Below are 15,556 nucleotides of genomic sequence, written 5' to 3'. Positions count from 1 at the left end.
TAAAAGGCAATAGTAAGACTTTTATAAAACTCAATTAGAGTAAGAATCTAGTTGTTTCTTACGGAGTATTTAAAGCTATAGTTTTTTGCTGGAATACAATACTCAGGTCGTGTATCGGGGCCGCAACTTCCAGTACCAACACCGCGGTGAATAAGATCTAAATTCAGCCAATAGTAATCTTCCCGCCCCTTTTTCTTTAAATCATGGCTATGGTAGGATCCGATGAGTTCTTCATCTGACCATGGACTTATACTGAATTCAAAATCACCTTTAAAATCATACGTCTCTTGGCCATCGCTTAAAGTAAGTTCCTTAACACCGGAACGGTTGCCATGGGCTTGAGGTAATATGTAGGGCACGTAGTGATCACTGACTGTGTTAGTGTAAAGAGAAAAGCGAGCTCCATAATCGCGATCCCTGTAGTTTTCATGGGGACCTAAACCGAGCCATTGAACGCTTTGGTATCTTTTTGGGATCTTATATTTAACTCCGATTCTAGCTAAACTAGGCAAATCTTCTGGGATGTTAAACTCATGACAAAATTGTAGCTTCGAATCAAGGGTTATTTTATGGCGAATCTCTTTGTCTTTTGCCAAATAGTTTCGATCTATAATTATTTTATTGTTTAGTTGAGAAATGTTTTCTGACTGAAGTTTGAGCTTATCTAGTTCAGCAGCTAGCCATTGTGAGCCAATTTTATGTTCCTGACCAGACCAGCCACGAATGGTATCGTTGTCGGTACAGGCTCTAAAGATATTGATTTCCGGAATAAGAATTTCTCTGCTTCCACAAATCACCTTCTTACCCTGAAGCACTAAGTCGAATTTAGGTCTTTCTTCTTTTTCTTTTAGATATTGGTCGGCTTTAATAAAAAACTGACTAAAGGTGATTTCGTGACCTGCTTCATGCCATGCACTCGCTTGACGATAAAAAAAATAAAAGTTAAGACTGATTTTAGCCTTGTCTGGAGCAGTGAATTCACTCAATGGAAGTGTATAATCTACGAATTCTTGAGCCTTGAGTTTTAATGAATCTTCAATTCCGCTTTGGACTTCAATTCCATTGACCTCTAGAGTCCAGCGCATGATGATATTGCTAAAGTCACTAAAGTATTGATCATTTTTAATACGGTAAGTTTTACGATTTATCTGTTCGACTAAAATCGGCTCGGCGCATTTTTTAAATTCGTACATGGCGGGTTTAGGTGTGCGATCAGGCCAGACTAAGCCATTGATACAAAAATCAAAATCATGGATTTTTTCACCATAATCCCCACCATAGGCCCAGTATTTTTCACCGTTCTCATCATGTTCGGCGAGTCCCTGATCAACCCAATCCCAGATGAAGCCACCTTGCAGTCCGTGGACTTCTCGAAAGGCTTTCCAGTAATCTTTGAGAGAGCCATTGGAGTTACCCATGGCGTGACTGTATTCACAGGGGATATAGGGGCGTGGGTCATTTTGACGATCTTTAGCCCAATCTACCATGCTCTCAATAGATGGATACATGGGTGGGAAAGTATCGGTGGCTATACCATGATTAGCTTGGTTTACAGGAGCACCTTGATTCCAATCTTCATGAATAGCTCCTTCACACTGGACTATGCGACTAGAATCCACAGATTTTAAATAAGAAATAGCCATGTCGTGATTGGGGCCATAGCCACTTTCATTACCGCTAGACCATTGAAATATACAAGCGTGGTTTTTATGACTATGGAACATGCGCATGACGCGGTTGAGAAATACAGCTGCGTATTGAGGATCGCGACAGATGGTATCGTAATCATTATGACTTTCCAAATTGGCTTCATCCATGACATAGAGGCCGTATTCATTACAAAGTTCATACCACAATTCAATTTGTGGATAATGAGCATTGCGCACAGCATTAAAATTAAACTGTTTGAGCAACTTAATATCTTTTATCATTGTTTCACGACTGACGACTTTCCCCGTATATTCATCATGTTCATGACGATTTACACCTTTGATGAGTACTGGCTGGCCATTGATCAGTAATTGTTGATTTTCAATTTCAATACGCTTAAAACCTATTCGAGTTTTTACGCAATCTATAAGTTTATCCTGTGTATCGCAAAGAGTAGTAATTACTGTGTATTGATAGGGCTTTTCAGCATTCCAAGGAATGATGGATTCTAAATCAGCTCCCAAAGTTAATATATGGTGATATATGATCTCACCTTGAGGGGTTTTATGAAATTTATGAGATGGTCTCGGTCTCACATAACAAGATCTTTCATCCGACCAAACTTCATTTTTTTTATTATCATAGAGCATGATTTTAACTATGTGTGGGTCGAGATTTCTTTGGCGACTAGCGAGACGAATATCACAAGTAAGTTTCCCTCCTATTAAATCTTCTTTGAGCTCGGCTTTAGCAAAGAGATCTTCCACATATTTGTCATTAGTCGAGTAGAGATAAACATCTCGAAAAATCCCTGCCATGCGCCAGTGATCTTGATCCTCAAGGTAGGAAATATCCGACCAACGAATCACTTTCACATAGAGATCATTATCACCTTCTTTTAGATAGTCACTTATATCGAACTCAACTGGAGTTCTTGAGCCCTTACTCATGCCAACTTCATGCCCATTGAGATATAGGTAAAACATAGTTTCGACACCAGCAAAATGGATGACAGTTCGACGATTGGGCCAAGGACTTTGAAATTTTCGGTGGTACATAGCCGTAGGATTTTGCTTTGGTACTTTTGGGTAGGATAAATCAAAGGGCATTTGTACATTGCTGTAGATCGGCAGGTCGTCAAAACCTTCTCTCGTCCAGCATGAAGGTACTTTTATTTGATCCCATTCATTTAAATTATAATGAGCTTCATTGGGACTATTAAAAAGCTTGAAATCCCAAATTCCATTTAAGCTATGGATATAAGGAGATTGTGATTTATCCAAGGCATTCTCAATGGAGTCAAAGGCGTAGAGTGGAGGACGGGGAGCTAGTGTATTTATAGAGACTAACTGCGGGTTTTCCCAATCATTAATTTTCATGTACTATCTTTAATTATTGCTATTTGGTATATATGATATACATTTATTTTAATTTAAGAATGAGCTTATTGGTAAAAATTATATGTTTTTTGGTAAAACGAACTTCATGACACATCGTTACTTTTCTGATGGTTCAGAGAGAGTCGGGATGGGGCAGTTATCTAAATACGATCACGTGGATTTTGAAGATTTAAAATGGCCTTGGTACGCGGTAGTTTTTATTATCAAAGGCAAGGGGGTTTATTTAGACCATAAAGGGCAGCAACATTCATTAAAGGCAGGCATGTATTTTCAGAGAATTCCACAGTTAATTCACAGCACCTACATAGATACTAGCGAAGATTGGCAAGAAATCTTTTTTGATTTCGGAGTCAAAACTTATGAAATGATGTTAGCTTGTCAGATAATTCAAGATAAGAACTTGACCGGTTTTTGCGAACTAAGCAAAAATTTAGTGGAGCAGCATTTTCAATTAACTCAAAAATTGCAAAGTTGTGAAAGTACACAAACAGCCAACTTATTACCCGAAATCATTTCTTTATTACAAGACTGTTTTGCGCAGAGCGCAAAAGAAAATACCTCCATCGTTCAAAAGGCGAGCTATTATTTGAGACAGAACTATTTGGTCACAGATAAAATACAATCCTTCTGTAGAGATGAAGCCGTCGGCTATGAGAGTCTACGTAAAAAGTTCAAAGAGGAAATGAACTGTACTCCACGACAATATCAACAGCTCTTTAGAATGGAAAAGGCCGTGGAGTTACTGAACCAAACTAATCTCAGTATTGAAGATATCTCTGATGAACTTAAGTACTGTAATGCCTTTGAATTTTCCAAACAATTTAAAAAGTTCCAGGGTATTTCTCCTAGTCAGTATAGGAATTAAGCGCCAAGTTTTTTAGAGATCTCAGTGGCGGCGTCAATACAGAGTTGACCTAACTTTGGGAAGTTCTTAATGGGAAGCCGGCTGGAGGGGCCCGTTAGCCAAATAGCGGCAATGGGTTGACGTTTTGAATTAAAAACCGGAGCCGCTATACAACGCATGCCTTCACGTTCTTCATCACAATCAACTCCATAAGCCTGAGTTTTGACTTTACTCAGTTCACTTTCGTAATCAGTGGCATTGCTAATGGTGTTTTTGGTGAATTGTTCGAAGCTCATAGCTTTAATGAAATGATCTTGTTCTCTTTGACTCATGTAAGCGAGCATAGCTTTACCTGGTGCTGCAGTATGGAGATCAAATTGGGTTCCAATATCAACAGTGAACTTGAAGCTATGGCGGGCAGGAGCTTGTTCTAAAACGACTCCTTTGGTATCAATAAGTGTTCCAAATAAAACAGTTTCCATACATTCATCTCTCAACTTTAGCATACTTGGCCAAGCATTTTCAACTAAGCTTTTTTCAGCTATTGTAGAATGTGAGATATTAGTCATTTTATTGGTGAGAATAAAAGCCTTGTTTATGGGGTCTCTTTCAAGAAAACCACGGTGCTCCATCGTGGCAGTAATGCGAAAGGCAGAATTTTTTGGTATATCGAGTACCTCAGAAATTTCCGACATCGTCAGACCTTTTGGATTGTCAGCAAGTAATTCCATGACTCGCAAAGCGCGGTCAAGGTTGGGGATGATATAAGAGTTCTTGATTTCTTTTTCTGCAGCCATGAGGATTTGTCTCGGTAATTTTAATTGCTTCAAGCTAGCATTAGTTTTTTTGATATATAGAACACGGGTTTAACTTTGCGTGAGTTTTTACTTGATTTTATAAGCACAAGCGTAAAAAACTAGGACTATTCATTCCCTCCTAATGTATTTAAAGGGAATGAATCTATTTGAGTACTAAAATTCTAGTTGACTTTATTGATGCTATCACGATTCAAAAAAGCTTTGATATTATCAGCTGCAATCTGAATTAAGCGTTCACGACATTCTTGCGCAGCCCAGGCAATATGGGGGGTAATGAAACAGTTTTTGGCTGAAAGTAGGGGATTATCTGGAGTAGGAGGTTCGGAGCTTAATACATCTAAGCCTGCCGCAGCTATGACTCCCGAATTCAATGCCTCTGCCAAGTCATTTTCATTGATGAGTGGACCTCGACCCGTGTTGATTAAAACGGCAGATTTTTTCATGAGATTTAATGATTTTGAGCTGATGATTTCTTGACTCTCTGGGCTTAGCGGGCAGTGAAGACTTATGATGTCACACTGACTAAAGAAATCTTCAAATGGCAAACGTGAAATAGAATCTTTTGCGGGTCGCGCAGATTTTAAAGCGACAACTTTCATACCAAAGGCTTGGGCAATAGTAGCCACATTTTTACCAATTGAACCTAGCCCAATAATACCAAGTGTTTTCCCTTGGAGTTCATTAAGCGTGCCATGTGTGTAAGAAAAATCTTGGCAATTTGCCCAAGCACCATCTTTAGCTGACTGGGAATGCTGAGATACTTTATTGAAAATATTGAGGATAAGAGCGATGGTATGCTGAGCGACAAAAGGCGTCGAATATGCAGGGATATTAGTAACTGTAATGCCTAATTTAGCAGCAGCTTCAAGATCAACAACATTAGTTCCTGTAGCTAAAACACCGATGTATTTTAAGTTTGGCAACTGTGTCATCAGTTCATCAGATATAATAACTTTATTTGTGAGTAAAGCCTCTGCATCCAGACTCCTTTCTAGAACTTCCTGTGGAGCCGTTCTAGGGTAAATACTAAGATCACATAATTGATTAATGGCATCCCAGTTGAGATCACCTGGGTTGGCTGTAAAGGCATCGAGTATAACTGTTTTCATGATTTTATCCTATTTCGTCTAAATTAATACTTTTCTTTTCTTGTAGACTCAGTTTTACGGCTTCGGTAAATTCCATGTATTCAATAGCCGTATCGAATGAAGTTAGCTTAATATCTTCTAATCCTCGAATTGCATTAATGAATTCTTCTTCCACTCGCCATACGGCAGTTGTAGGAGGATTGAATTTGTGCTCATATAATTTTTTATCTTCCTTCTTGCCTAATAGCAATTGATCATTTTTAAAATCGAGGTGCGCTGTTCCCTCTGCGCCGAATAGCCAAAGTGATTGTGGCTCATTTTCTAATGCACTGACAGAGGAAAACTGAAGATGAGTTTCGACTCCGCTTCGGAGTTTGGCTAGGATGTTTAGATGTTCAGGAATTTCAACTTTAAGCTCCTTTCCTTCAAAAACTTTAGTCGCACTAAAAATCTTTCCCGAAGCCATAAGCGATTTTGCAGTTCCCAACCAGCGACTCATACTTTCGTACAAAATCCCCATGAGCATGATATTGTCACCAGAAATCTCACGGTTTTCTCTCCAGTGCATGGGAGCGTCTTTTTCATAAAAAGTATTGAAGTTAAAACGACCGTTGACTGCTAGGAGATCACCAAAAAAGCCAGTTTTTAATAATCGAATGATTTCAGCATCATATTTGAATGTGAAGGGAGCAGGGACCACTTGGGTGATTTGCGATGGTCGCAAACGGGCTTCATGAAGCATGCTTTTTGCCTCGTTCAAACTGCGAGCCATGCGGGCTTCGCAAAGTACGTGTTTACCTGCTTTTAGAGCTTCGACAGTCAAACAGGCATGCATATCTGGCCAAGTACCGATCATAATCGCATCAATCTCTGGGTGATGAATGATGTCTTGCCAACTCTCAAATGCTTGGCGAATATTAAATTGTGAACAAACTTTCTGAGCAGATTCTAAACTACGGTTACAAATGGCAATGATTTCAACCTCATCAATAGCCTGAAACCCAGGGATATGTTTGAGGCGAGTATTCTCGCCAGCACCAATAATTCCAATGCGAACTTTCATTAGTGACTCTCCAATAAATTTAATTGAGTAATTAAGCACGAGAACAAGAGAATTATGGGAGTGTAAATAAAAAAGTGTAATTTTTTTTGTAAAAGTATGTAATGATTCCCCCGAAAATTAGAAATAGCTTTAGAGACAATAAAAAAACAAAGGAAATACAAAATGAAAATCAAAGCAATCTTAATCGCATGTGCAGTTTTTCTAACTTTCACAATGAGTGCCGCGGATAAAAACATTATTGATGCGACAGACAAAAACTTTGATGCCGAAGTGATTAAAAAGAAAGGTATTGTACTTGTTGATTTCCACGCAACTTGGTGCGGACCCTGTAAAAAACTTAGTCCTGAAATATCAAAACTCGCTGAGAAATATAAGGGTAAGGCATCGGTGGTAAAAGTTGATGTCGATAAAGCTCCAAAAGTCTCAGATAAATACAAGATTCAATACATTCCCCATGTGGTTTTGTTTAAGGATGGCAAAGTGGTAAAAGTCGTCGAAGGTCGCGATGCCAAAAGTATTGGTAAAGATATTGAATCAGCGATGAAATAAGCGTAATTCATTAAGTCCTTGAAAGTGCTCACTTATTGAGCACTTTTTTTGTGTTCGGATGGAATTGGAACTTCTAGAAATCAATCTATTTTGTCGCCATTAGAGAGCTTCACCCTCGGGTGATTTAGAATTATTTATTTTGGAAGACTTTATGGAACTTGAAATAGGTTCATTTGAACATCGTTTCAGTGGAATACAACGCTTGTATGGTAAATCCAATGCTGAGTATCTAAGACAGTCACATGTAATGGTGGTTGGCGTTGGTGGCGTTGGTTGCTGGGCAGTAGAAGCTTTGGCCCGTACGGGAATAGGGCAATTAACTTTAGTAGATTGGGATGATGTTTGTTTTTCTAATTCCAATCGACAATTACAAGCAATGACAGGTATGGCTGGACGAGCCAAAGTTGATATCTTGAAAGAGCGCATTGCTCTGATTAACCCCGATTGCCAAGTGCATGCCGTAAGAGATTTTTATACTGCTGACAATGCGGACGAGATTTTTGCACATGATTTTGATTTCGTCGTTGACGCCATTGATAGTCTAAGTCCAAAATGTCACCTCATTGCCGAATGCAGGAAACGCAATGTAGGTCTTGTCGTATCAGGCTCTGCGGGTGGTCGCCTAGATCCATCACGTATTGAAGTAGAAGATTTGTCTCGAACTAAATATGATCCACTATTGGCACGTGTGCGTAAGAAACTGAGAGGGGAGTACGGCTTCACTCGCTACGAAAAGAAAAAGTTTAAAGTAGAAGCTATCTATACGCAAGAACTCCCCGTTTTACCCGAAGCATGCGAAGTCAGTAGGGAAGAAAATGAGTCGAGAAATTTGGATTGTAGAAGTGGATATGGAACAGCTACATTTATTACGGGAGTTATGGGGTTTATGATGGCTGAACGTGCAGTTGCAGGAATTTTAAAGAAAATTAAGGATAGTTAAGATGTCATTTTTAAATCTTGAAGAAAAGACTTTTGTAGTTCTCGGTGTTGCTAATAAAAAATCAGTAGCATGGGCTATAGCTTCTGGCCTAGAAAGGGAGGGTGCCAAAGTGATTTATATTGTACGTTCAGAAAAACGCAAAGAAGAACTTTCCGCTCGTTTATTAAAGGATCGCGAAATCATTATTTGTGATGTTGAATACCAAGATCAAATTGACGCGGCTGCGGAACAAATTAAAGAACTCGCTCCCAATGGTTTAGATGGTTTTGTTCATTCAATTGCTTTCGCGAATTATTCAGAGGGCTTACAGCCTTTCCATTCAACAGTGAGAAAGGATTTTTTACAGGCAGTTGATATTTCATGCTTCTCTTTACTGGCTATGACCAAAGCACTCAAAGAGCAATTTAATGCGGATGCCGCAATTGTCACAGTATCAATTTCTACGACTCGTATGGCTTCGGAAAATTATGGCTACATGGGACCTGTAAAAGCGGCCCTAGATTCGTCAGTTGCTTTCCTCGCAAAATCATTGAGTGAAGATACGAATATTCGCGTCAATGCAGTAGGGGCATCACTTTTGAAAACATCTGCATCAGCGGGTATTCCCAATTACATCAACTCTTATCTCTTTGCGGAAAAAGTTATTCCTCGTAAAAAAGCCTTGCAAACCAAAGAAGCGGCTGATACAGCACTCTTTTTATTAAGCCCGCGTTCAAGTGGGATTAATGCTCAAACAATTGTGGTGGACGCTGGGATGAGCATCAATTATTTTGATCGAGATGTGATTAACGATTGCATGCGATAAGCATTCACAGACAAATCACATAAAAATCATCGTTCATCTTAGTAAAAATCTGAGTGAAGACATATTCACTATTGAACTAGGCTTTAGCTAAGTTAGCTTAAATAAAATATGATTAATACTTAGGAATTGTAATGAAAATAGCAATAATTGGTTTGGGTTATGTGGGCTTGCCTCTAGCCGTAGAGTTTGGTAAAAAATTTGATACAATAGGCTTTGATATAAGTGCTTCGAGAATAGCAGAACTAAATGAAGGAAAAGATAGTACCTTTGAAGTCGAAGATTCAGAATTTGAACTTGCCAATAAACTATCATTCACATCTAAAATTGAGGGACTGAAGGGCTTCGACTATTACATAGTAACTGTACCTACACCCATTGATTCGGCTAAGAAGCCCGACTTAAATCCTCTAATTGCCGCATCAAAAACAGTGGGGTCAGTAATCGATAAGGGTGCAACAGTCATTTACGAATCCACTGTTTACCCAGGTGCTAGTGAAGAAGTTTGCATCCCAATAGTTGAAGAAATTTCTGGACTTAAATTTAATCAAGATTTTTTTGCGGGTTATTCCCCTGAACGCATCAATCCAGGTGATAAACAGCACCGTTTGCCAAGTATTTTAAAAGTAACTTCTGGATCCACTCCCGAAGTGGCGGATAAAGTTGATCAACTTTATGCATCGATTATTACTGCAGGAACCCACAAAGCCTCTAGCATCAAAGTTGCTGAAGCCGCAAAAGTCATCGAGAATACTCAAAGAGACGTTAATATTGCCCTCGTCAATGAGTTATCACTCATCTTTAACCGTATTGGTATTGATACTTTAGAAGTCTTGGAAGCAGCGGGGACCAAGTGGAACTTCCTCCCCTTTAGACCGGGTTTAGTTGGTGGACATTGCATTAGTGTGGATCCATATTATTTAACTCATAAAGCCCAAGAACTTGGTTACCACCCAGAAATTATTTTAGCTGGTCGCCGTTTAAATGATAATATGGCTAATTTCGTCGCTCAAGAAGTGGTGAAGTTGATGATTAAGAAATCTCAGGCCGTGAGTGACGCTAAAGTTCTCATCTTGGGGATTACTTTTAAAGAAAACTGTCCTGACGTCCGTAACTCAGGAGCGGTTAAAGTTGTTGAAGAATTAGCTGAGTTTGGGTGCCAAGTCAATGTTTACGATCCTTGGGCGAATTCAGCAGAAGTGAAACACGAATACGATATTGATTTGATTGATAACTTAGATGATGATTATGATGCTGTGGTACTTACAGTGGGACACAGTGAATTCCAAGAATTAGATCTGTCATCCATTACTCATGAAACAAGTGTTATTTACGACATCAAGTACGCTCTTGATAAAAACAAGGTTGATGGCCGACTTTAATGGACGCTTCAAGTCACATAAAAAACTCACGTGTTTTAGTTACAGGCGGAGCCGGCTTTATCGGCTCTAACTTGGTGGACGCTCTTCTAAAGCAAGGCAACTATGTCCGCGTATTAGATGATTTTTCAACGGGTTTTGAAGAGAATTTGGTGGATCATTATGATTTTCAGCAAGAGCTCAGTAAAAACAATCATTTCGACTTAATCAGAGGAGATATTCGCGACGAATCGACTTGTGCAAAGGCTTGCCAAGGGATTGATTATGTCCTCCATCAAGCGGCTTTAGGTTCAGTTCCTCGATCCATCAATGATCCCATTAGAACCAATTCTGTAAATATTACTGGCTTTTTAAATATTTTGGTGGCAGCAAGAGATGCAAAAGTGAAACGCTTTGTCTATGCTGCGAGTTCTTCGACTTATGGCGATTCAAAAGAGCTACCAAAGCTAGAAGATAATATAGGTAAACCGCTTTCTCCCTATGCAGTAACTAAGTATGTCAACGAACTCTATGCTGATGTTTTTTACAAAACATATGGTTTAGAAACTGTCGGCCTACGTTATTTCAATGTTTATGGCCGTCGTCAAACTCCTAATGGAGCGTATGCGGCCGTCATTCCTTTATTCGTCGATTCTCTTATTAAACATAAGTCACCCCAGATTAATGGCGATGGTGCTACATCTAGGGACTTTACTTATATAGATAATGTTATCAAAATGAATCAATTAGCGGCTTTGACGCCTAAGTCGGAAGCGTTTGGACAAGTTTTCAATTGTGCTTGTGGCTCAAGTACTAGCCTCAATGAATTATTTAGCGTTCTTCGCAAAGAATTGAGTCACTTTGATCCTGAGATCGCAAACACCGAAGTAACTTATGGCCCAGAGCGAGTTGGTGATATTCGAGATTCTCTAGCAGATGTTAGTAAAGCCAAAAACCTACTTAATTACTCAGATGTAATTCATTTTGAGCAGGGCATAAAAGACTGCGTGCAGTGGTACTGGAATAACTTAAAATAACATCTTCTTCATTTATCAATTACAAAAAAGGCTATATGATAAATCATATAGCCTTTTTTACTTATGAAGTGAGAACCTTAGCTCTCGACTTCTGCATTGTGATAAACTTCTTGTACGTCATCACAGTCATCAAGCATATTGATGAACTTTTCAAAACGAGCAGCATCAGCAGCGGCTACGGCATGCATTGACTGAGGTTCAAAAGTAATTTCTTCAAGCTCAAATTTAATCTCTGGATTTTCTTCTGTTAAAGCCGTTTTAACTTTGTAGAATTCTGTGTGAGGAGCAAAAACTGTAACCATACCTTCTTCAACAGTAACGTCAGTCACATCAACGTCGGCCATCATCAGTGTTTCTAAAACAGCTTCGTCATCGTCGCCAGGGAAAGCAAAAATAGCTTGGTGCTCAAACATGTGTGCAACTGAACCAGGACCACCTAATTTACAATCACATTTAGTGAAGCAATTACGAACTTCAGAAATCGTGCGGTTGTTATTATCGGTAAGGCAATCGACAATCACCATACAACCACCAGGCCCATAACCCTCGTATCGAGCAGGTTGGTAATCTTCGCCACCGCCACCTTTGGCTTTTTTGAGGGCATTTTCAATAACGTGAGAAGGCACTGAACTTTTTTTAGCCTTGTCAATCAATCGACGAAGTAAAGGGTTGTTATCGGGGTCGACACTCGTGTTTTTTGCACAAACGTAAATTTCTTTACCAAATTTTGTATAAAGCTTAATTTTCATCGCCCCAGTTTTAGCCATGGAGTGCTTGCGGTTTTCGAAGGTTCTTCCCATAATAGATCTCTTGCTTGTATTTATATTCTACTTGAATCTAATTGGAGCTAGCTTTTTTGAAAGTGTCTCAAGCTCGAAAAAACTAGATATCGCCATGTTTTCTCGTAAAGAGAAAAAGAACGGAGCTGAATAAAGGTTATAGACTTGTTTAGAGCCTTATTAAGTTAAAGAAACAAGTTATACAGCCTTAATATATTTTTAGACCTTGAGGAAAACTCGACTTTTTTCTACACTGCATGAAAGCTTTTAAATTTTGGCAGTGATTAAGTCAATAGAAATTAATCAAACGGGGTTCTTATGAAAAAACTAATCTGTACGTCTATATTCTTGTATCAAAGCCTAACTATGGCACACGATGGTGGACATGAGCAATATCAACAGGAAAAAGATGAATCATTTGCGAGCTTGATTTTTGCCGCTTCATCTGGAAAAATTCAAAACAAAGTAGAGATCAAAAAAGATGCTTCCTACCTTTATATCGAAACCAATAGTATCCCCAGTCATAGCGCAGGTGTCGGTGGACGTAGTCCAAATACTATGCAAGAAACAAGTAAATCATATCGAGTTCCTGTAAATCCAAAAGCCAATAATGAACCAACTCAATCAAATCCCAATTCTTTTGGGGTGGCACTCAATGGGGTGCCATTTCGTCCCTCAACAGCAGAATTCTGGAATAATAACCGTGATTGGGTAGAGGAAGCTATTAGTAGTCGAGGCAAAAGGTTGCTAGGTCTCGATAATAATTATGGCCATGTCGATCATTCTGGTCTCTATCATTACCATGGCACGCCTACAGATTTTGTGCGAAGTCAGCAAAAAGCTACACGTCAACGCATGGCTTTAGTGGGCTATGCTGCAGATGGCTATCCGATATATAGTGAATACGCCTATAAAACGGCTGACAACCCTCGTTCAGGCTTAGTTAAAATGAAATCATCTTACCAGTTAAAGAAAGGGAAACGTCCTTCAGATGGGCCTTCAGGAAGATACGATGGGACTTATGCCAATGACTATGAATACGTGAAGGGAAGTGGTCATTTAGATGAATGTAATGGACGCTTCGGTGTTACTCCAGATTACCCCGATGGAACGTATTATTATATTATCACCAAGAGTTTCCCATTTGTGTCGCGTTATTGGAAAGGTACTCCAGATGATAGCTTCCTAGATCGTCGTGGCGGGAGAAATAATGGCGCAAATAATAATCAGCAAAGACAAGGTAATGAGGAAAGGAGAGGGCCAAGACAAAGTAATCAGGAGCAGGGGAGAGATCGCCGTCAAGGACCACCAAATCAAGATCGAGATTCAGATTTCCGCCCACCTCATCCACCGCCTCACCGTCGTAAAGACGGACCTCTAAAGGAAATTGAAATCCTATAACTTTATTATCTATGATTTTAATTGGGCACAAAAAAAGCGGGAATGAATCCCGCTTTTTTTATACTTGGCAAAGTAAATTATTTTTTACAGCACTTACCATCTTTACCGCAACACTCTTTGCCTTCTGCATGTGAATGATCGCCATCGTGACCACAGCTATTACAACCAACTGCCGCGAATAATAACACACCTAAAATCAAAAGTTTTTTCATGTGAAGCTCCTATAAATTTTATAAATATTGTGGATTACCACAGGATCAATAAAGTCACTAAATGGGTAAAAAGAAAGTTTTTCTTTTATTTTCTATGTAAATAGCAAATTATTAATGAAGTTTAAAAGACGGATATCAATGAACTAAAGACAATTAGTCTTCGGGATTTAAGATCAGTTCTAAACTAGCGATTCTACTTTCTGTTTGACTGATTTTGATTTCGATTTCTTGACGCTGTGCTGCAATACCCTCGAAACCTTTTCGCACTTCTAGTCCCTTGTTGGTACGCTCTAGTAACTCAGTTTCGAGTTCTGCAATATAAACTTTTGTTTTATCGACTACCGCTTGGATATATTCACCAATTTGTTTATTAACTTTAATCGTGCCTGCATCCACACCGCGTTTTTCTTGGTCGGCAATATTAGCGTCGAGTTTGGTTTTCTGATTGGAGAAGCGGATATAACGTTTTTTCTCGCGCACTAAACGACGAGTTAAAAAACCTTCACGTTGCATGATCTCAGTTAATTCATCTTTGACATCGTAGTACTGATCTTCAATTTTATCAGATTGTTTTTCCAGAGATTTTAAAAAGGATTTCTGTTCTTTTAGTTGAATCTTTGCGTCTTGTTGTTCAGGACTTAAGGACTGACAAGAAAAAAGCAATGCTAGTACAAAAATAGGCAATACTGATTTGAGAAACATGTGGGTTTAACCTTAGATGAAAATTTAATTTCGCCTACAATAGTGGAAGGCGTGCTTACGTCAACTGCAGATATCGTAGACCTGGCATACTTGAGCCATCTCTTTGACGTCATGAACCCTCATAATATGGGCGCCATGCTGAATACCAACACAAAGTGAGGCAGCTGTACCCCAGACTCGTTCCTGCGCATTACTTTCATTCAGGATATGACCGATGAAGGATTTTTGCGAGGTTCCAAGCAGGATGGGGCGCTTTAATGAATGAAACTCAGATAAGTTTTTCATCAGTTCAATATTTTGCTCTGCCGTTTTGCTAAAACCTATACCGGGGTCAATGATGACTTGTTGCTCACTTATACCAGCGAGTAAAATCATATCTAAACTTTGTTTCAATTCAGCTTTAACATCAGTAATTAAATCATCATAATCACAGAGCTTTTGCATGTTATCCGAAGTTCCACGCATATGCATAATGGCACAACCAGCATTGAGTTCTTTCGCGACTTTCGTCATTTCAGCATCTAGACGAAACCCACTGACGTCGTTAATAATATTTGCTCCAGCCAAAAGTGCCTGGCGAGCCACTTCAGCTTTCGTCGTATCTATACTTATGGCAACATCACTTTCTGCACGCAAGGCTTCAATTAATGGGATTGTCCTATTGAGTTCCTCTTCTAAGCTAACGCGCTCAGCTCCTGGACGAGTTGATTCACCACCAATATCAATTATGTCGGCACCATCCGATTCCATTTTTAATGAATGCTCGAGGGCTTTATCCAAAGAATAAAACTGACCGCCGTCTGAAAATGAATCGGGGGTAGAATTTAGGATCCCCATAATCAAAGTACGATCACCAAGAACTAGGTTTTTGTTGCGGCATTGCCAAGTATATCTCTTTCTTTTCATAAATTTA

General features: G+C 39.2%; 15 protein-coding genes. 7 read left to right on the top strand and 8 right to left on the bottom strand.

From position 1 onward, the window contains the following. Nucleotides 1-47: 47 nt before the first annotated feature. Nucleotides 48-3,029 carry a glycoside hydrolase family 2 TIM barrel-domain containing protein gene (locus tag PQO01_RS15565; RefSeq protein WP_274315008.1) on the bottom strand — a complete coding sequence of 994 codons (2,982 nt, stop codon included), beginning with the start codon at nt 3,027-3,029 and terminating at the stop codon, nt 48-50. An 82-nt stretch (nt 3,030-3,111) separates the two neighbouring features. Here PQO01_RS15565 and PQO01_RS15560 point away from each other — a divergent pair, with 82 nt between their 5' ends. Beyond that, nucleotides 3,112-3,915: a helix-turn-helix domain-containing protein gene (locus tag PQO01_RS15560; RefSeq protein WP_274315007.1), complete on the top strand. Its 804-nt coding sequence runs from the start codon at nt 3,112-3,114 to the stop codon at nt 3,913-3,915. Here the strand turns inward: PQO01_RS15560 and PQO01_RS15555 are convergent. From PQO01_RS15555 to PQO01_RS15545, 3 genes are all read right to left on the bottom strand, one after another. Continuing rightward, nucleotides 3,912-4,691 (bottom strand): IclR family transcriptional regulator, encoded by a 780-nt coding sequence (locus PQO01_RS15555; RefSeq protein WP_274315006.1) that lies wholly within the window; start codon nt 4,689-4,691, stop codon nt 3,912-3,914. The genes PQO01_RS15560 and PQO01_RS15555 overlap by 4 nt on opposite strands. 182 nt (nt 4,692-4,873) lie before the next feature. Beyond that, nucleotides 4,874-5,821 carry a D-2-hydroxyacid dehydrogenase gene (locus PQO01_RS15550; protein WP_274315005.1) on the bottom strand — a complete coding sequence of 316 codons (948 nt, stop codon included), beginning with the start codon at nt 5,819-5,821 and terminating at the stop codon, nt 4,874-4,876. Nucleotides 5,822-5,825: 4 nt separating this feature from the next. Further along, nucleotides 5,826-6,863, bottom strand: coding sequence for a Gfo/Idh/MocA family protein (locus PQO01_RS15545; RefSeq protein ID WP_274315004.1), 1,038 nt, complete (start codon nt 6,861-6,863; stop codon nt 5,826-5,828). A 162-nt stretch (nt 6,864-7,025) separates the two neighbouring features. Between PQO01_RS15545 and trxA the strand changes: the two genes are divergently transcribed. The 5 genes from trxA (at nt 7,026) to PQO01_RS15520 (ending at nt 11,549) form a co-directional block, all read left to right on the top strand. Next, entirely contained in the window at nt 7,026-7,412 is a 387-nt protein-coding gene (gene trxA / locus PQO01_RS15540; RefSeq protein ID WP_274315003.1) for a thioredoxin, read from the top strand. Between the two features lie 151 nt (nt 7,413-7,563). Next, nucleotides 7,564-8,352: a tRNA threonylcarbamoyladenosine dehydratase gene (locus PQO01_RS15535; protein ID WP_274315002.1), complete on the top strand. Its 789-nt coding sequence runs from the start codon at nt 7,564-7,566 to the stop codon at nt 8,350-8,352. 1 nt (nt 8,353) lies between these two features. Further along, nucleotides 8,354-9,157, top strand: a complete 804-nt coding sequence (locus PQO01_RS15530) for an enoyl-ACP reductase FabI (RefSeq protein WP_274315001.1) — start codon at nt 8,354-8,356, stop codon at nt 9,155-9,157. A 131-nt stretch (nt 9,158-9,288) separates the two neighbouring features. Next, a complete protein-coding gene (locus PQO01_RS15525) occupies nt 9,289-10,536 on the top strand; it encodes a nucleotide sugar dehydrogenase (protein WP_274315000.1) in 1,248 nt (415 codons plus the stop codon). Continuing rightward, nucleotides 10,536-11,549, top strand: a complete 1,014-nt coding sequence (locus PQO01_RS15520; protein ID WP_274314999.1) for an SDR family oxidoreductase — start codon at nt 10,536-10,538, stop codon at nt 11,547-11,549. Before PQO01_RS15525 ends, PQO01_RS15520 begins: the two co-directional genes overlap by 1 nt. A gap of 77 nt (nt 11,550-11,626) precedes the next feature. On the opposite strand, the gene PQO01_RS15515 is transcribed toward PQO01_RS15520, so the two are convergent. Beyond that, the gene (locus tag PQO01_RS15515) at nt 11,627-12,349 is read right to left on the bottom strand and encodes a YebC/PmpR family DNA-binding transcriptional regulator (RefSeq protein ID WP_274314998.1); all 723 of its coding nucleotides are present in this window, start codon (nt 12,347-12,349) and stop codon (nt 11,627-11,629) included. A gap of 297 nt (nt 12,350-12,646) precedes the next feature. Here PQO01_RS15515 and PQO01_RS15510 point away from each other — a divergent pair, with 297 nt between their 5' ends. Then, nucleotides 12,647-13,729 carry a YHYH protein gene (locus tag PQO01_RS15510; protein ID WP_274314997.1) on the top strand — a complete coding sequence of 361 codons (1,083 nt, stop codon included), beginning with the start codon at nt 12,647-12,649 and terminating at the stop codon, nt 13,727-13,729. Nucleotides 13,730-13,806: 77 nt separating this feature from the next. Here the strand turns inward: PQO01_RS15510 and PQO01_RS15505 are convergent, their stop codons facing one another. The 3 genes from PQO01_RS15505 to folP form a co-directional block, all read right to left on the bottom strand. After that, nucleotides 13,807-13,941, bottom strand: a complete 135-nt coding sequence (locus PQO01_RS15505) for a hypothetical protein (protein WP_274314996.1) — start codon at nt 13,939-13,941, stop codon at nt 13,807-13,809. A 153-nt stretch (nt 13,942-14,094) separates the two neighbouring features. Beyond that, a complete protein-coding gene (locus PQO01_RS15500; protein ID WP_274314995.1) occupies nt 14,095-14,643 on the bottom strand; it encodes a hypothetical protein in 549 nt (182 codons plus the stop codon). A gap of 60 nt (nt 14,644-14,703) precedes the next feature. Further along, nucleotides 14,704-15,549, bottom strand: a complete 846-nt coding sequence (folP, locus tag PQO01_RS15495; protein WP_274314994.1) for a dihydropteroate synthase — start codon at nt 15,547-15,549, stop codon at nt 14,704-14,706. Nucleotides 15,550-15,556: the final 7 nt, after the last annotated feature.

The organism is Lentisphaera marina (assembly GCF_028745505.1).
Classification (GTDB): Bacteria; Verrucomicrobiota; Lentisphaeria; order Lentisphaerales; family Lentisphaeraceae; genus Lentisphaera; species Lentisphaera marina.
Note: the sequence above shows the minus strand (reverse complement) of the source record. Positions and strands in the feature narration are given on the sequence as shown.